Source organism: Streptomyces sp. NPDC013157 (assembly GCF_042899865.1).
GTDB lineage: Bacteria > Actinomycetota > Actinomycetes > Streptomycetales > Streptomycetaceae > Streptomyces.
In genome coordinates, this window is the sequence record NZ_JBIBAK010000003.1 from 618710 (window position 1) to 637375 (window position 18666).

Genomic DNA, 18666 nt, shown 5'->3' on the forward strand with positions numbered 1-18666 from the left:
GATGCCCGAGACACTCAGCCAGCCAGCCGGCCGCACGGCCACCGACGCCGACCTCGTCGCGAGGGCGACGGACCTGCGTGAACTGCTCCGCAAGGAGGCTGCCGTCGGGGACGAGCAGCGCAACATCACCGATACCGCCGTTGCCGCGCTGCGCGACGCGGGTATGTTCCGGCTCGGCACGCCCAGGCGGTGGGGCGGCCATCAGGCAGGCATGCGGACCACCCTCCAGGTACTCGCCGAACTCGGGCGGGGCGACGCGGCCGCCTCCTGGGTCACGATGATCTACGCGGTCACCAACCTCGCGGCGTCGTTGAACACCGACCGCGCGCAAGAGGAGATCTGGGGGGACAACCCGGACGCGGCCGTCGCCGGCACGTCCAACTTCATGGGCAGCACGGCGGTGAGGGTCGACGGCGGCTACGTGGTCAACGGGAAATGGCCGTTCAACTCCGGTTGTCTGCACGCCGACTGGACGATGACGCCGTTCCCGATGTTCGCCGAGGACGGCAGCCTGGCGGGCGTCAGGTTCGGCCTCGTTCCCTACACGGATCTCACCATCGAGGACACCTGGCACATCGCGGGAATGCGTGGCACCGGAAGCAACACGGCAGTCGGTACGGACGTGTTCGTCCCCGACCACCGCATCATCGAATTCGACAGGATCGTGTCCGGGGGCTCGAGGTCCGAGCATCCGGAGGCACGGGAAATCCCGGGGTCCGTACAGATCGCGATGATCCTGGGACTCATGGGACCGTTGCTCGGAGCCGGTCAGGCCGCTGTCGACCTGGCCAGGGAAGCCATCGACAAGGGACGCCCGGTGGTCGGATCCCTTTATCAGAAGGCAGCGGAATCACCCAGTTACCAGCTCAACTACGCGACTGCCGTGTCGAGGTTGGACACCGCGTTTCTGCACGTCCTCCGTGCCGCTGACGACGTGGATCGGTCGGTGGGAACAGAGCCGCCCGACGACGTGACCCGGGGCAGGGTCCGCATGGACATCGCGGTCGCACTGCAGAGTCTCCGCGAAGCCGTGACGCTGTCCATGAGCATCGGCGGCGCCGGAAGTTTCGCGACCGTGAATCCGGCCAACCAGGTATGGCGGGACTTCGAAACAGGCGCGCGGCACGCCATCTTGAACCCCGGCATCGGAGCCGAAACCTACGCCCGGGCACTTCTGGGCCTCGAGCCCATCGCCGTCTTCTGAACAGAACTTCCCGACTCTGATGCGGACTATCCACCCGCCCACGTCGGCGGTGCTCAATGAGGAGCGATGAAAGGATGGCGATGAAGCAGGTGCCGCAAGCGGGCGACGTCGTCCACACGGACGTTCTGGTCGTCGGCGCCGGACCCGCGGGACTGACCGCGGCCGCGTTTCTGGCCGAGTACGGCGTCGACGCGATCACGGTGACCAAGTACCCGTCGACCGCACCCACCCCTCGCGCTCACATCACCAACCAGCGGACCGTGGAGGTGCTGCGCGACCTGGGCATCGAGGACCGGGTCCGCGAGATCGCCATGCCCGCCGCCCTCATGGGCACCAACGTGTGGGCGACCTCGTTCGCGGGCGTCGAACTGGCACGCATGATGACCTGGGGCGAAGGCCTGGACCGCCGCAGTGAGTACGCGGCGGCGAGCCCGTGCGACATGTGCAACGCGCCCCAGAACGTACTGGAACCCGTGATCCTGGCCGCGGCGCGGGAACGCAAGGCCGACATCCGGTTCAACACGGAACTCATCGACATCAAGCAGGACGACGAGCGGGTGCGGGGCACTCTGCGGCGCCGCGACGATGGTGCGGAATACACCGTCGAAGCCCGCTACGTGATCGGTGCCGACGGCGGGAACAGCACCGTCGCTCGCGTTCTCGACTTCGCCATGGAGGGCGAGGCCGGTATCGGCTCTGCCTTCACGGTGTGGATCGAGGCGGACCTGAGCCGTTTCGCCAAGCACCGTCCCGGCGCCCTGTTCTGGGTCTCGCCCCCCGGCACCAACGTGCTGTGGAGCCCGTGGACCACCATCGTGCCCCACACGGAGTGGATGGCCCTGTTCCTGATGCACGACCTGCTGCCCGCCGACACCTCGGACGAGGCGGTCGCCGAGATCGTCCGGGCCGGCATCGGGGATCCCGACGTCGAGTTCAAGATCAAGCACATCGGGCAGTGGCAGGTCAACCATGTGGTGGCCGAGCGGTACCGCAAAGGCCGGGTCTTCCTGGCCGGCGACGCGGCGCACCGTCATCCGCCGTCCAACGGACTCGGCAGCAACACCTCGATCCAGGACTCCTACAACCTGGCCTGGAAACTGGCCCTCGTGCTGCGCGGAGACGCCGGTGAGGAGCTGCTCGACAGCTACCACGACGAGCGCAAGCCCGTGGGACGCCAGGTGATCGACCGGGCGATCAAGAGCCTCGCCCAGCTCCAGCCGTTGAGCGAGACGATCGGCCTGGCTTACGGGCAGACCCCCGAGCAGGGCTGGGCGATCGTCGACGAGCTCTTCGCCCCGGGCGAAGCCGGGGCGGCCCGCCGAGCCAAACTGCTGGACGCGGTGCAGCTGGTCAATTACCAGCTGAACGCCCACGGCGTGGAGCTGGGGCAGCGGTACACGTCCACCGCCGTCGCCGACGACGGCACACCGTTCCCCGATTACACGCGAGACCCCGAGCTCCACTATCACCCGACGACGCATCCCGGCGCCCACCTGCCCCACGTCTGGCTCCAGCACGGCACCGAGTACATCTCGACCCTCGACCTCGTCGGGCACGGACGGTTCACCGTGCTCACCGGCGTCGACGGAGCGGCCTGGACCGAGGCCGCGGCGGCCGTCTCGCGCGAAACCGGTCTCACCATCGAAGCGCGGACGATCGGAATGCGCGCCGAGTACGACGACGTGCTCGGGGAGTGGACCAGGATCCGGGAGTTCGACGACGACGGCTGCCTCCTGGTCCGCCCGGACCGCCATGTGGCGTGGCGCTCCCGTGACTCGGTCGACGACCCGGTGGAGACGCTCCGTGGCGTCCTCGCCTCCGTGCTGGGGACGCCTCCTGCCAACGACTGAGAGAACCAACGGCCCGGTCCGGTGACTCGCCTGCGCCAGTGGCATCGGTTGCAGGGCCGTTGAACCAGCCGGACGAGGCCACCGCCTATGCCCGCCACATGGTCGGGGGCCGCTGTGACGGGCGCTGGTCGCCCAGATGCCTTTCACCTCGGGCGGGCCACCCGAGGTGAAGGGCATCTCACTCGTAACGCACATACCTGGTGGAGCCGACGGCGCGGTTCCGCGAGCGCAACGACGTGGTCTTCGCCGGGCTGAACCACAGGACGGGGTACCGCGGCACGACGAACACGCTGCCGAACTTCGGCGAGTGCAGTTACCTGCCCGATGTTCCACAGGACGAACAAGGCGCGGATCGGCGTCGGAGCAGGGGCGATGGATTCTGCCGCCCCGTCAGGGCCCTGAACAAACACACTGTTTCGTCGATGCCGACTGGAGACCCGCCGATGTCAGAAACAACTGATCGCGATCAGACACGGGAGCACGTTGCGTTGATCGACGATGCCTCTCTGGAGCCGGGGTTGTCGGCCGACGCTTTCCGCGAGGCGTTCCGCAACCACGCGGGCGGGGTCGCGGTCGTGACCGCTGACGCCGGCCGGGGCCCGGTCGCCTTGACCGCGACGTCGGTGATATCGGTGAGCGCGACGCCACCGCTCCTCGTCTTCTCGGTGGCGGCCCTCTCTTCGGCGACGCCGACGATCCTGGAGTCGTCGTCCGTGGTGGTGCACCTGCTCAGGGCCGGTCAGGTCGGCCTGGCCCGGCTCTGTGCGACGAGCGGAGCGGACCGCTTCGCGGACACCGGTGCCTGGGCCCGGCTGGCGACCGGCGAGCCGTACTTCGTCGCTGCCCCGGTACGCATCCGTGGCAGCGTCGCCGCCACCTTCGCAGCGGGAGCTTCGATCCTCGTCGTCGTCAACGCCACCCACGCGTACTACGCGCCGGCGGACGCCGCCGCCCGGGGCGACGCGTCGCGGCCACTGGTTTATCACAACCGGACTTGGCATCAGTTGAGCGAGCAGTCCCAGTTGGTGTCGGGCACGCAGTAGCGCGGTCGCATCCCGAATCCCCCGGCCATCCAGCCGGAGCCGAAGGCGGCGGATCTCTGGACCGCGCAACTGGAAATGTTCGGCCGCGCGCTCCGAGACCGTCACGCCCACACCCTTTACCGAAGGAGCGGAGAGCTTCCCGTGACAAAGCTGGAGATCATTATCGCGAGCACGAGGCCGGGCCGGATCGGCCTCACCATCGGTGAGTGGTTCGAGACCCATGCCAAGGAGCACGGCGGGTTCGACGAGATCGAGTTGGTCGACCTGGCCGAGGTGAACCTGCCGTTCATGAACGAACCGCACCACCCGCGCCTGGGCCAGTACACCCACCAGCACACCCGTGACTGGAGCGCCAAGGTCGCGGAGGCGGACGCCTTCGTGTTCGTGATGCCCGAGTACAACTTCGGCTACAACGCCGAACTGAAGAACGCCATCGACTACCTGCACCGCGAGTGGCAGTACAAGCCGGTCGGCCTGGTCAGCTACGGAGGTGTCTCCGCGGGCACCCGAGCCGCGCAGATGATCAAGCAGGTGGTGACCACCCTGAAGATGACACCGGTCGTCGAGTCGGTGGCGATTCCCTTCGTGCACCAGTTCCTCGACGAGGAGGAGGGCCTGGTGCCGAACGAGGTCATGACCGGCTCCGCGACAGCGGTGCTCGACGAACTCGTCCGGGTCACCGAGGCCCTGCGCCCGCTGCGCACGCCTGCGGCCTCGTAACGCCGAGGGCAGGGTGGCACGCGGGAGGTCCGGCCACGAACACGCTCCGGAGGCAACCAGGTCGTCGGCTTCCGCCCCGCGGACACCACACGAGGCAGCCGCTGTCCATGCTGACCCGCCCTGCCTGGTTCGAGACGATCGCGATGGCCTCGTGATCGTCGTTGACCGTCTTGATCAGCGGAAAGAGCGCCTTGCGGGCTTGGCTCGCGGTGATCGACATGGGCCGACCCTTCCAACAGCCACCTGTGAACCGAAGGAGTCGGCATCCGACGGTTGAGCACCTACGCGTTCGGCGTGCCGCTCGCCGGGGGCCCTCCGGCCCAGGCGGCACGCAGGAGTCCGCCGAGGCCTTCCGCGGTCACCACGCGGGGGTTGGCGTAGGGGTTGGCCAGCGCGACCTGGACGATCCGGTCGATGTCGTCCTCGGCCATGCCGAGTTCGCGCAGGGACCTCGGGGCGCCGAGCCGGCCCGCGAGATCCCACAGGTACGTGGCCGGGTCGGCGGAGGTGCCCAGAGCGCGGCCCAGCGCGGCCACCGCCTTGGGTGCCGCGACCTGGTTGTAGGCGAGGGCGTGCGGGAGGACCACGGTGTGGGTGGCGGCGTGGGGCAGGTCGAGGGTGCCGCCGAGGGCGTGGCAGAGCTTGTGGTGCAGGGACATGGTGGTGGCCCCGAGGCAGGCACCGCACAGCCAGGCGCCGTACTGGGCACGGGCGCGGGTGTCGAGGTCGGCGCCGTCGGCGACGACGCCCGGGAGCGCGGCGGCCAGCGCCCGTACACCTTCCTCGGCCATCAGGTCGATGACCGGGGAGGCGTCCGGCGCGTACAGGGCCTCGACCGCGTGCGCGATCGCATTGATGCCGCTGGCCACGGAGACGGCGGCGGGCAGGTTCACGGTGAGCGCGGGGTCGTACAGCACCGAGACCGGCAGGACGCGTGGATCGCGGCCGGTGCGCTTGACGCCGTTCTCCGTCAGACCCCACACGGGCGTCATCTCGGAGCCGGCGTACGTCGTCGGGACGGCGATGACCGGCAGGCCGTACCGCAGGGCGACGATCTTCCCGAGGCCGATCGCCGAACCGCCGCCGACGGCGACGCAGCCGTCCGCGTTCACCTCATTCGCACGTCGTTGGGCCTCGGCCGCCGACTCGGCGGGCACGTGCATCCGGGCGTGGGGGTGGATGTCCACAGCGCGCGGGCCGATGAGGCCGGCGACGGTCGCGGCGAGCTCCCGCTGTCCGGGTGAGCACAGGACCATGACCCGCTTGAGACCGGCGTGGTCGATCTCGTCGGCGAGCCGGTCGAGTGCGCCGGTGCGCAGCACCACGCGCATCGGGAGCGCCTGGTAGCTGAAGTCGAGCGGGGTGTTCATCACCGGGCGTCCTTGTCCGTCTCGGGGTCGACGGTGATGTCGAACTCGGCCAGGCGGAACGGAGCGGTGACCCGGTACTCGAGGGCCTTCTCCTCGTCGTCGACCTGTGGAAAGTCGACGACCAGGCTCTCCTTCACGGCGAAGACGGCGTCCGAGTCCAGGTAGGGGCCGTCGGCGACGAAGATGTGGGTCGTCAGCGTTCGGTGACCGTCGGCCTCGACGATGAAGTGGATGTGCGCCGGGCGGTAGGGGTGTCGCCCGGTGGCGCCGAGCAGCACTCCCACCGGGCCGTCGGTCGGAATGGGGTAGTGGCTCGGCACGACCGTGCGGAACCACACGCGGCCTTCGTCGTCGGTCCTGAACAGTCCGCGTCCGTTGCCCAGCGGCTGGACGTCGGGCTGCTGCACGTCGTAGAAGCCGTCCTCGGTGCACTGCCAGACATCGACGCTCGCTCCGGCCAGTGGGCCGCCGTCCGCCGATGTGACGCGGAGCGAGACGACACAGGGTGTTCCGGTGCCCATGAGGTCGATGTTGTCGCCGCTCTCGCGCTTGGGGGACTCCACGACGTGGAAAGGCCCCAGGACCGTGCTCTCGGTGCCGCCGCCCTGCTCGTTCACCGTCTCGACCAGCATGGAGACACCCAGCACGTCGGAGAGCAGGATGAACTCCTGGCGGGTGGGATCGCATTTCTGCCCGACGGCCGTGAGGTAGTCCACCGCGTACTCCCACTCCTGGATCGTGGGGCGCAGCTCACGGACGTAACCGTGCAGATGGCGGACGAGCCCTTGGAGCAGTTCACGCAGGCGCCGGTCCGGGGTGTCACGGAAACTGTCCACGGCGGCGGCCGTGATGGCCTTCGTCGCCTCGCCGGTTCCGGGCATGACATACCTCCAGTGGTGGCGCGTTCCTCGACCGGGGTCGCGGCCCCGATGTGCGTCTGCTGCCGTTCGCCGACGAGCGTCCGCACGGGCGAACCGTCCTGCCAAGCGCCGAAGGTGCGGAGGCCAGGATGCGAGGCAAACGCTTCTCCGCACGCCGGGCGGTGCCGGGCGAACGGGCTGAGGGAAACGCTAGGGAGCCGTGGCCGGGGGCGATATCCGCAAAGCGCGACCGCCGCCCGAATCGCGCGACGCGTTCCGGACGGCCGGTCCGGGGAGCGGCCGGGAGGGCTCAGGAAGACCTCGCGTCCACCGCCTGTGTGACGAGGCTCGCACCAGTCCGATGACCTGGCGTGATCTGCGGGAACCCGTGGATCGGCCCTTGTTGCGCAGGCTGGGCGCGGATAACAATGGCGCATGGGCCGCTCCCTCTTGGCGAGCCACGTGCTGTGCCGCGACTCGGGCTTCGAGGACTTCCGCGAACGCCTCAACGACCTGTTCTACCCGGCCGAGGTCACTCCGCTGTCGGGCCCCGAGGGCCCCGGCGGCGAACTCCGCGGCACACGCACCGAGCACATCACCGTCGGCCTGATGACCTTCGGCCAGCGCACACGCGTCGATCCCGGGCGAACGCCGTCGCACTACCACGTCAACGTCGTCCTGCGAGGGGCCATCGAAGCGGCCACCGGACGCCAGGAGATGGTGGCCACCGCCGGAGACGCGATGGTCTTCACACCGACACAGCAGCACCGGCTGCTGAGCTGCGACCACGGCGAGCAACACCTGGGAATCAAGATCGACCGAAGTCTCGTCGAAGCCGAACTCGAGGCTCTCCTGGGCCGCACGCTGCAGGCTCCACTGGAATTCGCGTTCGACTTCGATCTGACATCCGCGCCGGGGCGTAGCTGGCGCAGCACCCTGGACCTGTTGCTTGCGGAGTCCGACAGCACCGGCGGGCTCATCGGCCGACGCCCGGTCCAGCAGCACTTCGAGCGCCTCCTCGTCAGCGGCCTGTTGCTGGCCCAGACGCACAACTACACGGAAGCGCTGCTGCGTCCGCAGCCTCCCGCCTACCCGCGGACGGTACGCAAGGCCGTCGACCTGATCGAGGCCCACCCCGAGACCCCGTTCACCATCGGGGACCTGGCCCGGGCGGCAGGCGTCAGTGCCCGACGTCTCCAGGAAGGATTCAGGGAGCACCTCGGGGTGACCCCGCTGACGTACCTGCGTAACGTCCGCCTGGACCGTGTTCACGCCGACCTTCTCACGGGTGCCACCGGAGTCACCGAAGCGGCCGGGCGGTGGGGCTTCACCCACCTGAGCCGGTTCTCCGCCGCCTATCGCCGGCGCTTCGGTGCCGCGCCCTCCCAGACACTGGCAGGGTCCGGCGGTCGGGACCTCGGCGAGCGGGGGAACCGCGGGTTCAGCGGCGAGCGGATGCCGACCTAAGCGGGTCCGGCGAAGTCCGGTGCGGTTCGGCAGCGCCCCGAAGGGGCGCGGGGAACTGCGCGACCAGCCACGACGGCGCCGCAGTCGGCAGACGGCACATCGCGGCACTTCCAGCGGAGCGCTCAGTCGGCCACCGCGCTCACCCGAGGGATCCCCACGCGGCTGCGGAGGAGAACTCTGGGAACTTTCTGAGAAACGGGCGGCACGTCGGTCGTGGGCGCTGCGTTACCTGCGTCGCTCTCTCACCGGCTCTCAGAAACCTCCCAGAACCTCTCGGGAACGTCGTACCCGGAACCGCCAGTGTGTGCGGGTCCCCTCGCACGCGGCGCCGTGGTCCCCCGCTCGGCGCCGCGTGTTCCCCCCGCGAGCGAAGCGGAGTGTTTCCCCCATGGCTGCCATCACGCCCCGCCCCCGGACCATGCCTGGTCCCAGCCCCTCGCCCGGTACGGATCCGCGGCCCCCACACCGCACCGTGCCGGTCCGGTTGATCGGCCCGTGGCAGAACGCTCTGGAAGGCGCGGCGGCCGCGCTCTGCGCAGTGGCCGCCATGGCGGCCGTGTCCGCGCTGGCGCTGGCCTTGTTGGACGCGGGATCGTTCGGATCGCTGTGGTCGCTTTCGATGGCCCTGACCGCCATGGCCGTCGGCGGCTCGGTGAGCGCGGGTTCGGATGTCTCCGCGGACACCGGGTCGATGGGCGGCCTGGCGTCCCTGTTCGGCGGTGGCGGCGGCATGGGACCGTCGATGAGCGGCGCGGTCGATGCCGTACCGCTCGGCGTCACGCTGGTCGGCGCCCTCGTCCTGTGGATCGCGTTCTCCCGGCGGCTGCGTCAGGGGCAGCAGCGGCGGTTCACCGCCGGTGAACTGGCCGTTCGGGTGGCCGGAGCGGGATCCACGGCGCTGGTGACCTTCATGATCGTGGCCGGCCTGGCAGGAGGATCGGCCAGCATGCCCGCGTCGGCGATGACCGGGATGGGAGGAGCCGGCGGCGACGGGTCTGCCGGGGGATTCGGTGGCGGTGGTGGCCTGGGTGATCTCATGGGCGGTGGGAGCGGTGGTGGCCTGGGGGACCTCATCGGCGGTGGCGGTACGGGGGCACAGCCGGCGTTGTCGTACCACGTGAGCGCGGGGTCGGCGGGCCTTGGCGCGGTGCTGTGGGTGGCCGTCGTACTCGGTGCGGGTTGCCTGATCAGCCGCCGGGTGCGGCTTCCGGTGGGCGGTGCGCTGGACGGGCTGCGCGCCGGCTGGGGCCCGAGCCTCTCGGCCGTCGTCCGCACCACCCTCGTGCTGGCAGCCGTTCCGCTGGTGGCCCTGACAGTCGTCGGGGCGGTGGCCGGTGGCCGGGCCGGCTCGGCGGCGGGTGCCGTCCTGCTGGTCGCCCCGAACGCCCTGGCGGTGTTCCTGACGCTCGGCGTCGGTTCCTCGTGGACGGCCGCGGTGCACCCGGTGCAGAGCGACGGCGGCAGCAACCCGCTCGCCGCTCTCATGGGCGGCATGGGTGGTGCGGGTGGGATGGGCGGTGGTCAGCAGCCCGACCGTACCGAGCACCTGAGGTCCCTGTCGGCGGGCGGATGGCCGCTGTGGCTCGCGGCCCTCGCGGTGACCTGCCTGATCCTGCTCGCCTGCGCCTACCGGGCGGCCCGGGCCACGCACCCCGGCCGGGGCCGCCCCTTGCTTCCCTATCGGGGCCCGCTGTCCGGGCACCTCGCCATGGCCGAGCGGTTCGGTGTCGTCACGGCGGTCGTCCTGGGCCTGGCGGCCTGGCTGGTGGGGGCGTCCGGGAACTTCGGCGTCAGCATGTTCGGCAGCCAGATGGGGGGAATGGAGGCCGAGCTGAGCGGCAGCGTGCTGCGGACGGTTGTGTTCGGGCTGCTCGTCGGGGGCCTGGCCGGGTTCGCCGGGAGCCTGCTGTCGGCGGTGCGCGGTTTCCGTGGGCCGCGATGACAGGGGGCCTTACGTGTGGTGCCAGGGGGCCTTACGTGGTGATGACAGCCCGCTTCCGTATCCTGCCGGGCAGGATCCCGCCCGCCGCGGGGTGCGTGCCTTCTGCCGTGTCCGCGTGTCCGGCGGGGCCGGGAGCGTTTCCCGGTCGCCTGGAGGCCTCTTTTGACCCCTGTTGAGCGCTCTGCCCCACCCGGCACCGGCCTCGTAGGCCAGCCCCGCGCAGCGGCCTCGACCGGCGTGAACCTGCTGGTCGTCGACGACGAGCCCACCGTGCGGGAACTGCTGTGCGCGGCCCTGCGGCACGCCGGTTTCACCGTCGCCGCCGCCGGCACCGGCCAGGAGGCCCTGGACCGGGCGGAGGAGGTCTCGCCCGACCTCGTCCTGCTGGACGTCATGCTTCCCGACCTCGACGGCTTCGAGGTGATCCGCCGACTGCGTGAGCGGTACGGGTCGGCCGCGGTGCCCCGCACGGGCCACATCCCGGTCGTGTTTCTCACCGCCCGTGACGCGACCCAGGACAAGATCGAGGGCCTGGTTCTGGGCGGCGACGACTACGTCACCAAGCCGTTCGACCTCCAGGAGCTGATCGCGCGCATCCGTGCCGTGCTGCGCCGCACCAGCGGCGACCCCACCGCGCTGCTGCGCGTGGCCGACCTGGAACTCGACCCGGACGGCGTCCAGGCGGCCCGTGCGGGCGAGCCGCTGCGTCTGTCGCCCACCGAGTTCCGGCTGCTGCACTACCTGATGGCCAACGCCGGGCGCACGGTCTCGAAGCCGCAGATCCTCCAGCGGGTGTGGGACTACGACTTCAACGGCGACACCGGCATCGTCGACACCTACATCAGCTATCTGCGCCGCAAGATCGACAACGGTGGTCCGAAGCTCATCCACACCGTGCACGGCGTGGGTTACGTGCTGCGCGGAGCGAAGACGTGACCCGGCCGGGTCGCGTTCGTGCGCTGTGGGTGCGCGGGTCCCTGCGCAGCCGGGTGCTGCTCTTGTGCGTCGTCCTGCTGGCCGCCGGCTTCACGGCGTTCGCCCTGGTCACCGGAAACGCCCTGCGCGGCTATATGGAGAACCGGGTCGACGCCCAACTCCGCGCCGCCGCGCAGGTGCTCGCCGTACTGCCGCCTACGGTGGCGGAGAACGGAGCCGACCGGACGCCGCCGGCGAACTTCGCCGACTTCGGTACGGAGGTCCTCGGCAATCCCGTCATCACGTATGTCACCGCGGCCGGCACCGTCGAGAGCAGCATCGACTCCTTCGCAGGGGCGAACCGGACGAACAGCGCTCATGGTCCGGCACTCCCCCGGCTGGACACGGCCGCGGTCGAGGCCCACGGCGGCCACCCCTTCACCGTCGACAGCACGAAGAGCGACGCACGCTGGCGGGTGATCGCTGTGCCCAGAGTCGCGCGTGCCGCGCTGCCGGGGACGACGGTGACGAGCCCTGCGGCCTCCGGCAGTGTGGTCGTGGCCATGTCGATGGACCAGGTGGACGGCACGGTGGGCCGCATGTGGGAGAACTACCGGACCACCGGCTTCGCCCTGCTCCTCGTCCTGGCCGTGGCGGGCTGGTTCGCGGTCCGCTCCGGGCTGCGTCCGCTGTCCCGCGTCGAGCAGACCGCCGCCGAGATCGCGGCCGGTGACCTGTCCCGCAGGGTCCCCGAACTAGCCGGGCCAAGAACGGAGTTGGGACGTCTGGCCGCCGCGCTGAACAGCATGCTGGGACAGTTGGAGACCGCGTTCGCCGCGCGCGCCGAGTCCGAGGCGAGGATGAGCCGGTTCGTCGCCGACGCCAGCCACGAGTTGCGCACCCCGCTCGCCGGCATCAAGGGCCTGACCGACCTGCACCGCATGGGCGCCCTTCCCGCACGCGAGGACGTCGACGCCACGATGGACCGCATCGCCCGCGAGTCCGAACGCCTCACCCGGCTCGTCGAGGACATGCTCCAGCTGGCCCGCCTCGACGAACACGCGCTGAAGACCACGGGAAGCCCCACCCGTTCGCACGCGCCCGGCATCCCACCGGACCTCGACCTCACCCCCACCGACCTGCGCACCCTCGCCGCCGACGCCCTGCACGACGTACGCGCCCTGGACCCGGCCCGCACCGTCACGCTCACCGGACCGGCCGGCGACGGCCCGCCCGCCCCCGCACCGGCCCTCGCCGACGAGGCCCGGCTGCGCCAGGTCGTCACCAACCTGGTCGGCAACGCCGTCACCCACACGCCACCCGGAACTCCCCTCCGGATCGGCGTCGGTAGGGTCGGCGACCACGCCGTCCTGGAGATCGCCGACCAGGGACCAGGTCTCACCCTGGAGCAGAGCGGCCGTATCTTCGAACGCTTCTACCGCGCCGACACCTCACGCAACCGTGCCACCGGCGGCGCCGGCCTCGGCCTGTCCATCGTCCACTCCCTGATCACCGCTCACGGCGGACACATCGAGGTCGAATCGGCCCCCGGCGAGGGCGCCACCTTCCGGATCCTGCTCTCTCGGCTCACAGATCAGCCGACGCCGGCAAGCCCGCCGGAACCAGCGGTTCGCCGGCAGTGACCGACGGCTGCGCAGACCCGTACCAGGTGCGCGGTCACTCAGGAGCACCCGGCGAATCGGCTGAGGCCGGAACGACACCTCGGTGACCCGCGTCGGCCCGTGGCGGCTCGGCATCCGGTTGCCTGCAGCACGGTGAACGGCTCTTCTTGCCGGGCCCTGCCGTCAGATCTGGTCCGTGCCTCCGGTGCTGGGTCCGCCAGGCACTGTTCACGGGGCTGAAAGTGGCCCGGTTGGACCCATGTCGGGCTGGGCCACTCCCGGCGCTGCGGGGCGGGACCGGCCGCGGCCTCCGCATCGGCGTGCCGGATCGCACGGGGCGAGCGCTGCCCTTGAACCGGAGTTCGCCCGCCTCATGAGGATCGGCCGCTCGGCGCGGCGCGTTGTTGCCGGAGCACGGGGGCAAGCACGCCGCTGCGCTTGAAAGAGGTGACGACCAGGCGGGTGTCAACGGCCTGGGCGGTGGTCAGTGCTGGAGAGTTCGTCACGAAGTCGTAGAGCTCGCGACGGTCGCGGGTGATGATGTCGGCGAACAACTGGTGTTCGCCCATGATCGCGGCGGCGTACCGGATGCGCGAGTCGTCGGCGAGCAGGGCGCCGATCCGGTCGACGTCATGCGGGCCGGCCTTGATCCACAGCACCGCCTCGGTGCCGAGGCCGAGGTGGTGCGGTTCCACCACCGCGCGAATCGTCAGCCGACCGTCGCGTCGTAGCGCCTCGAGCCGTCGGCGCGCCGTGGATTCGGCGACGCCGAGCAGGCGCGCCAGCCGGTCGGTCGGGATGCGGCCGTCCTCTGCCACGGCCTGCGCGAGCGCTCGGTCGGCGCTGCTGAGCGCCTGCGGTGCGCTGTCCGCCGACTGCGGTGGCGGGACGAGGGGACGCAACGCTTCGATCTCTTGAGGCCGCAGGAGGCCTGGGTGCCACTGGAAGCCCGTGCGGAAGTACTTCATCACCGGCAGTGTCGACATGGCGACCAGGCCGGGCGTTCCGGGCAGGTCGTCGTGGAGCAGCGTGGGGAGCGCACCGGGAGCGGTACACACCTCAGTCACGCAGTCGGCCGGTCCGGTCAGCGTGTAGGTGAACGTCGTGTCGGGGCGGTGCGCGAGCGCCGTGGCGGTGAGGCGGATCGTGTGGGCGGTCCCGCTGATGCTCAGGATCGAGGCCGTACCGGGGGTCTCCCATCCCGAGATCACCACGGTGCCCGATTCCAGCAGAGCGGTACCCCGTCGGCTGATCGTGCGTTCCGGCTCGCCGAGCGCGTCCGCGATCAGGCGCCATGGGGCTCGTCCGTCGATCTGCAGCGCCCCGACGATCCGCCGGTCCAGAGCATCGAGCGTCATCGGCCAACAATATGGCCAGATTCGCGATCTTGCCATCAGTCATTGCCGGTTTGCGCCAGGCGCAGCGAGTCTTTGGCGGCATCGATACGCCGCGGCCACCCCCGCGTAGCACGGCGTTCTCACTCGATCCCCGGAGACGAACCATGGCAAGCACCGCCGACGGCACAGCCGCACTCTCCTTCACCACGATCGCCCGCGAGGCGGTGACCGGCACGATGCCCTCACTCCGCGCGGCCACGGACCGCCGACCCTGGCTGCGGTTCCTCGATTCCTGCCTGCGCGGGATCGGCCAGGGAGGGCTGGTCGACAACCCCGTCGGCGGCCTGTTCTTCCTGGCCGCGATCGCGACGTTCTCACCGTGGGTCGGTGTGGCCGCGGCGGTCGGCGTGCTCGCCGCGACGGCGACCGCCGAGTTCTTCGGCCTCGACCGCGCACACATCGGCGCCGGTCTCTACGGCTACAACGGGGCCCTGGTGGCCACGGGCCTGGTCGCCTTCCTCGGTCCCCAGTGGAATCTCGCGGTCCTCGGCTACGTCGTCGTCGGCGCGGCGCTGACGACCCTGGTGATGGCGGCACTCGTGGTGACCCTGCTCAAGACGTGGAACGTGCGCCCGACCGCGCTGCCGTTCAACCTCGTGCTCACCTTCCTGCTGATCGCACTGCTGCACAGCTCGCGCGGGCACGCCGGTCCGCTGGTGTCCGCCAAGAACGTCGGCGCCGTCGACCACGTCAACACCGTGCTGCGCGCAGCCCCCGAGGGCCCTGGCGCGAACTCTCTGGCCAACGTCTACGAGGCGGTGCTCCACGGGATCGGTCAGCTGTTCTTCCTCGACAGCAACCTCGGCGGCTACCTGATCCTCGCCGGCCTGGTGCTCTGTTCGCGTCGGATCGCCGTGCTCGCGGTGCTCGGCTCGGCGACCGCCGTGCTGACCTCGATGGCGCTGGGCATGGACGGCTTCCGCGTCTACCTCGGCGTGCCCGGGGTCAGCGGATTCCTCACCTGCGCCGCGCTGGGCGCGGTGTTCCTGCGCCCCTCGATCCGCTCCTACCTGATCGGCGTGGCCGCTGCCGCCGCCAGCGCGGTCTTCCTGGCCGCCCTGACTCCCGTGGTCACCGCCTGGGCGCCGCCGGCGGCGTTCTCCCTGCCCTACTGCCTCGTCACCATCCTCGTCCTCTTCGCCGGCGGTGCGCAGCGCACGGCTTCGACGCCATTGGCGCAAGCCGCGTGACGACCCGCCCCAGCCAGCCCCACCAACCTACGAAGGAAGCCGTCGTGACCGACACGCCCGCTGACCACATCGACCTCTGGGTCGCACTGCCCACGCCGTTCCTCGCCAACGGCGAGGTGGATCACGCCGGTCTCCGGATCAACGTCGAGAAATGCGTCGAAGCGGGTCTGGACGGCGTCTACTGCAACGGCCTGATGGGCGAGGTGTGGGCGCTGGGCCCCGACGAGCGCAAGGCGGCGCTCGAGACGATCGTCGAGGCCGGCGCCGGACGCGTCATGATCAGCCCGGTCACCAGCGGCCGGACACCCGAGGAGACCCTGGACTACACCCGGCACGCCCAGCGGGTCGGAGCCACGCACGCCGTGCTGAGCATACCCGCGGACTCACCCGGGGACGGCGAGCTTGTCGAGTCGCTGACCGCGGTGATCGGCGCGGTCGACATGCCGTACATCCTGTTCAACCCCGGTCGCGACGGCAGCCGCGAAAGCCTCCTCACCCCAGGGGCCTTCGCGCAGCTGTGCCGGATCGAGAACGTGCGCATTCTGAAGACGACCGCCACCGACGCCGAGAACAACCGGCTCCGGGAGATCGCGGCCGGGACCCACGTGCTCGTCTCCGACCCCCTCGAAGAGCACTTCTTCACCAACATGACCCAGTTCGGTCAGCGGGTCCTCTACTGCGATCCCGAGGGCTACCTCTACCAGTCGGCGCACGACCGGCCGATCCGCGAGTACGTCGACCTGTACCTGGCGGGCCACCATGACCTGGCCAGGCAGCGGTACGACTCGCTGGCACCGCTGCGCGCGGTCTACCGCAAGTGGATCATCGGCCCGCTCGAGCACGGCGCGATGCCGAACGCGGCACTCAAGCGCTGGTGCGAAGCCGTCGGCATGGCCGGTGGACCGGTACGCCCCCACCTGGCCGAACTGAGCCCCGCTCAGCGCGACGAGTTCGACCGAGACCTCGCCGCGGCGACCCAGGCCGTCGCCGGACCGGCCTCTTCCTGACCCATGCCCCCCGCGACAAAGGGACACCCGCTCGATGACGCACACCATCACCCACTGGATCAACGGTCGCTCACGGGCCGGCACCTCCTCGCGCTCCGGCGAGGTCCACAACCCGGCGACCGGGGAGGTGACCGCCCACGTGGCACTCGCCTCGGCCGACGAGGTCGACCACGCCGTCGCGGCGGCGGCCGAGGCGTTCACGACCTGGCAGCGGGTGTCGATCGCGAAGCGGTCAGCCATCCTGTTCCGGTTCCGCGAGCTGCTCGACACCCACGCGGACGAGCTGGCTTCGATCATCGTCGGCGAGCACGGCAAGGTGCACTCGGACGCGCTCGGCGAGATCGCCCGTGGCCTTGAGGTCGTCGACCTCGCCTGCGGCATACCGCAGCTGCTCAAGGGAGACTTCAGCGAGCAGGCTTCGACCGGGATCGATGTCTACTCCTTCCGGCAGGCCCTGGGCCCGGTCGCCGTCATCTCCCCGTTCAACTTCCCGGCGATGGTGCCGCTGTGGTTCTTCCCGATCGCGATAGCGGCCGGCAACACCGTCGTGCTCAAGCCCAGCGAGAAGGATCCGTCGGCGGCCGATTTCCTGGCCGGCCTCTGGCACCGGGCCGGCCTTCCGGACGGTGTGTTCAACGTCGTACACGGCGACAAGGTCGCCGTCGACCGGCTGCTCGAGCACCCTGACATCGCAGCCGTCTCGTTCGTCGGCTCGACCCCGGTGGCGCGGCACGTCTACGAGACCGGGACCCGGCACGGCAAGCGCGTCCAAGCCCTCGGCGGCGCGAAGAACCACATGCTCGTCCTGCCCGACGCCGATCTCGACCTGGCAGCCGACGCCGCGGTCAGTGCGGGTTTCGGCGCGGCCGGTGAACGCTGCATGGCGATCTCCGTTCTCGTCGCCGTGGACCCGGCCGGTGACGATCTGGTCCGCCGCATCCGCGAACGGATGGCGCGCGTTCAGGTCGGTCCGGGCAACGCCCGGGAATCAGAGATGGGGCCACTGATCACTGCCGCACACCGCGACAAGGTGGCGTCGTACCTGGAAGCAGGACTTTGCGACGGCGCGACCCTGGCCGTGGACGGCCGCGAGCACCCCGTCACCGGTGCCGACCGTGACGCCGGCTTCTGGCTCGGCCCCACCCTGTTCGACGACGTAGCGCCCGGGATGCGCGTGTACGACGACGAGATCTTCGGCCCCGTGCTCTGCGTGGTCCGTGTCGGCTCGTACGACGAGGGACTGGCGCTGATCAACGCCAACCCCTACGGCAACGGCACCGCGATCTTCACGAACGACGGCGGTGCCGCCCGGCGCTTCCGCAGCGAGGTCCAGGTCGGCATGGTCGGTGTCAACGTGCCGATCCCGGTCCCGGTCGCCTACCACTCCTTCGGCGGGTGGAAGGCCTCGCTCTTCGGCGACACACACGCCTACGGCGAAGAGGGCGTGAAGTTCTTCACCCGGAACAAGGCCGTCACCGAACGCTGGCCGGATCACAGCCACCGCGGGCTGAACCTCGGCTTTCCGACCCACGCCTGATCCGTCATCGAGGCGAAGAGGGAGTCCCATGCCCTTGATCTACATCGACATCCACGACAACCGGACCCCGGACGAGATCACAACCCTGCTCGGCGCCGTCCACACCGCGGTGGTCGACGCCTTCGAGGTCCCCGACCGCGACCGCTACCAGATCGTCACCGTCCACGCCCCCGGTCACCTGGTCGTCCAGGACACCGGGCTCGGCATCCGCCGCACACCGCGGGTGGTGGTCATTCGGGTGGTCAGCAAGAGGCGCAGCCCCGAGAAGAAGCAGCGGCTCTACGAGCTGCTGGCCGCGAACCTGGCCCGCGACTGCGCACTCGCGGCCTCCGACCTGGTCGTCACCATCACCGAGAACGGGGCGGAGGACTGGTCCTTCGGACACGGCCGCGCGCAGTTCGTGACAGGAGAACTCCCCGCCTGAACAGGCGGATGAGGCGATCGGGGCGACAGGTCAGCACTTGGCCCCCGCACAGCAAGACGGCTTCCCTGTCCGTGGATGGCGAGGGCCGTTCCGTGGACGTCCGCTGTCCGCCGACGGG

At 70.2% G+C, this 18666-nt stretch carries 15 protein-coding genes and 1 pseudogene; 12 read left to right on the plus strand and 4 right to left on the minus strand.

What is annotated here, in order from left to right; translation table 11 throughout:
- The first annotated feature begins 1 nt into the window (after position 1).
- From ACFY6U_RS12950 to ACFY6U_RS12965, 4 genes are all read left to right on the plus strand, one after another.
- Positions 2–1204 carry an acyl-CoA dehydrogenase family protein gene (locus tag ACFY6U_RS12950; RefSeq protein ID WP_390037456.1) on the plus strand — a complete coding sequence of 401 codons (1203 nt, stop codon included), beginning with the start codon at positions 2–4 and terminating at the stop codon, positions 1202–1204.
- Between the two features lie 74 nt (positions 1205–1278).
- Complete coding sequence (locus ACFY6U_RS12955; RefSeq protein WP_390037458.1) at positions 1279–3054, plus strand: FAD-dependent monooxygenase; 1776 nt, start codon at positions 1279–1281, stop codon at positions 3052–3054.
- Between the two features lie 200 nt (positions 3055–3254).
- Positions 3255–4097: a flavin reductase family protein gene (locus ACFY6U_RS12960; protein WP_390037460.1), complete on the plus strand. Its 843-nt coding sequence runs from the start codon at positions 3255–3257 to the stop codon at positions 4095–4097.
- Between the two features lie 141 nt (positions 4098–4238).
- Entirely contained in the window at positions 4239–4817 is a 579-nt protein-coding gene (locus tag ACFY6U_RS12965) for an NADPH-dependent FMN reductase (RefSeq protein ID WP_390037462.1), read from the plus strand.
- A gap of 112 nt (positions 4818–4929) precedes the next feature.
- Here the strand turns inward: ACFY6U_RS12965 and ACFY6U_RS12970 are convergent.
- The 3 genes and pseudogenes from ACFY6U_RS12970 to ACFY6U_RS12980 form a co-directional block, all read right to left on the minus strand.
- Positions 4930–5037: pseudogene (locus tag ACFY6U_RS12970) on the minus strand (type II toxin-antitoxin system prevent-host-death family antitoxin); the annotation flags it as partial.
- 61 nt (positions 5038–5098) lie between these two features.
- On the minus strand, positions 5099–6187 hold the full coding sequence (locus ACFY6U_RS12975) for a maleylacetate reductase (RefSeq protein ID WP_390037464.1): 1089 nt from the start codon (positions 6185–6187) through the stop codon (positions 5099–5101).
- Entirely contained in the window at positions 6187–7068 is an 882-nt protein-coding gene (locus ACFY6U_RS12980; RefSeq protein ID WP_390037466.1) for a dioxygenase, read from the minus strand. Before ACFY6U_RS12980 ends, ACFY6U_RS12975 begins: the two co-directional genes overlap by 1 nt.
- Before the next feature lie 414 nt (positions 7069–7482).
- On the opposite strand from ACFY6U_RS12980, the gene ACFY6U_RS12985 reads away from it, so the two are divergent.
- From ACFY6U_RS12985 to ACFY6U_RS13000, 4 genes are all read left to right on the plus strand, one after another.
- A complete protein-coding gene (locus ACFY6U_RS12985) occupies positions 7483–8514 on the plus strand; it encodes an AraC family transcriptional regulator (protein WP_390037468.1) in 1032 nt (343 codons plus the stop codon).
- A 388-nt stretch (positions 8515–8902) separates the two neighbouring features.
- Entirely contained in the window at positions 8903–10456 is a 1554-nt protein-coding gene (locus ACFY6U_RS12990; RefSeq protein ID WP_390037470.1) for a streptophobe family protein, read from the plus strand.
- A gap of 237 nt (positions 10457–10693) precedes the next feature.
- Positions 10694–11392 (plus strand): response regulator transcription factor, encoded by a 699-nt coding sequence (locus tag ACFY6U_RS12995; protein WP_390037472.1) that lies wholly within the window; start codon positions 10694–10696, stop codon positions 11390–11392.
- Complete coding sequence (locus ACFY6U_RS13000; RefSeq protein WP_390037474.1) at positions 11389–13014, plus strand: sensor histidine kinase; 1626 nt, start codon at positions 11389–11391, stop codon at positions 13012–13014. Before ACFY6U_RS12995 ends, ACFY6U_RS13000 begins: the two co-directional genes overlap by 4 nt.
- A gap of 350 nt (positions 13015–13364) precedes the next feature.
- On the opposite strand, the gene ACFY6U_RS13005 is transcribed toward ACFY6U_RS13000, so the two are convergent.
- Positions 13365–14387, minus strand: coding sequence for an Lrp/AsnC family transcriptional regulator (locus ACFY6U_RS13005; protein WP_390037476.1), 1023 nt, complete (start codon positions 14385–14387; stop codon positions 13365–13367).
- A 107-nt stretch (positions 14388–14494) separates the two neighbouring features.
- On the opposite strand from ACFY6U_RS13005, the gene ACFY6U_RS13010 reads away from it, so the two are divergent.
- The 4 genes from ACFY6U_RS13010 to ACFY6U_RS13025 are packed head-to-tail and all read left to right on the plus strand — an operon-like array spanning position 14495 to position 18548.
- Entirely contained in the window at positions 14495–15580 is a 1086-nt protein-coding gene (locus tag ACFY6U_RS13010) for an urea transporter (protein WP_390037478.1), read from the plus strand.
- A 44-nt stretch (positions 15581–15624) separates the two neighbouring features.
- A complete protein-coding gene (locus ACFY6U_RS13015; protein ID WP_390037480.1) occupies positions 15625–16587 on the plus strand; it encodes a dihydrodipicolinate synthase family protein in 963 nt (320 codons plus the stop codon).
- A 34-nt stretch (positions 16588–16621) separates the two neighbouring features.
- Complete coding sequence (locus ACFY6U_RS13020) at positions 16622–18124, plus strand: CoA-acylating methylmalonate-semialdehyde dehydrogenase (RefSeq protein ID WP_390037482.1); 1503 nt, start codon at positions 16622–16624, stop codon at positions 18122–18124.
- Between the two features lie 28 nt (positions 18125–18152).
- Positions 18153–18548, plus strand: a complete 396-nt coding sequence (locus ACFY6U_RS13025) for a tautomerase family protein (RefSeq protein WP_390037484.1) — start codon at positions 18153–18155, stop codon at positions 18546–18548.
- The last annotated feature ends 118 nt before the right edge of the window (positions 18549–18666 follow it).

What these genes read in the sequence shown, in the direction of transcription:
- ACFY6U_RS13020 (WP_390037482.1), top strand. Translation starts at nt 16,622, where the DNA reads ATGACGCACACCATCACCCACTGGATCAACGGTCGCTCACGGGCCGGC.
- ACFY6U_RS13010 (WP_390037478.1), top strand. Translation starts at nt 14,495, where the DNA reads ATGGCAAGCACCGCCGACGGCACAGCCGCACTCTCCTTCACCACGATC.
- ACFY6U_RS12990 (WP_390037470.1), top strand. Translation starts at nt 8,903, where the DNA reads ATGGCTGCCATCACGCCCCGCCCCCGGACCATGCCTGGTCCCAGCCCC.
- ACFY6U_RS12980 (WP_390037466.1), bottom strand. Translation starts at nt 7,068, where the DNA reads ATGCCCGGAACCGGCGAGGCGACGAAGGCCATCACGGCCGCCGCCGTG.
- ACFY6U_RS12950 (WP_390037456.1), top strand. Translation starts at nt 2, where the DNA reads ATGCCCGAGACACTCAGCCAGCCAGCCGGCCGCACGGCCACCGACGCC.
- ACFY6U_RS12955 (WP_390037458.1), top strand. Translation starts at nt 1,279, where the DNA reads ATGGCGATGAAGCAGGTGCCGCAAGCGGGCGACGTCGTCCACACGGAC.
- ACFY6U_RS13005 (WP_390037476.1), bottom strand. Translation starts at nt 14,387, where the DNA reads ATGGCAAGATCGCGAATCTGGCCATATTGTTGGCCGATGACGCTCGAT.
- ACFY6U_RS12975 (WP_390037464.1), bottom strand. Translation starts at nt 6,187, where the DNA reads ATGAACACCCCGCTCGACTTCAGCTACCAGGCGCTCCCGATGCGCGTG.
- ACFY6U_RS12985 (WP_390037468.1), top strand. Translation starts at nt 7,483, where the DNA reads ATGGGCCGCTCCCTCTTGGCGAGCCACGTGCTGTGCCGCGACTCGGGC.
- ACFY6U_RS13025 (WP_390037484.1), top strand. Translation starts at nt 18,153, where the DNA reads ATGCCCTTGATCTACATCGACATCCACGACAACCGGACCCCGGACGAG.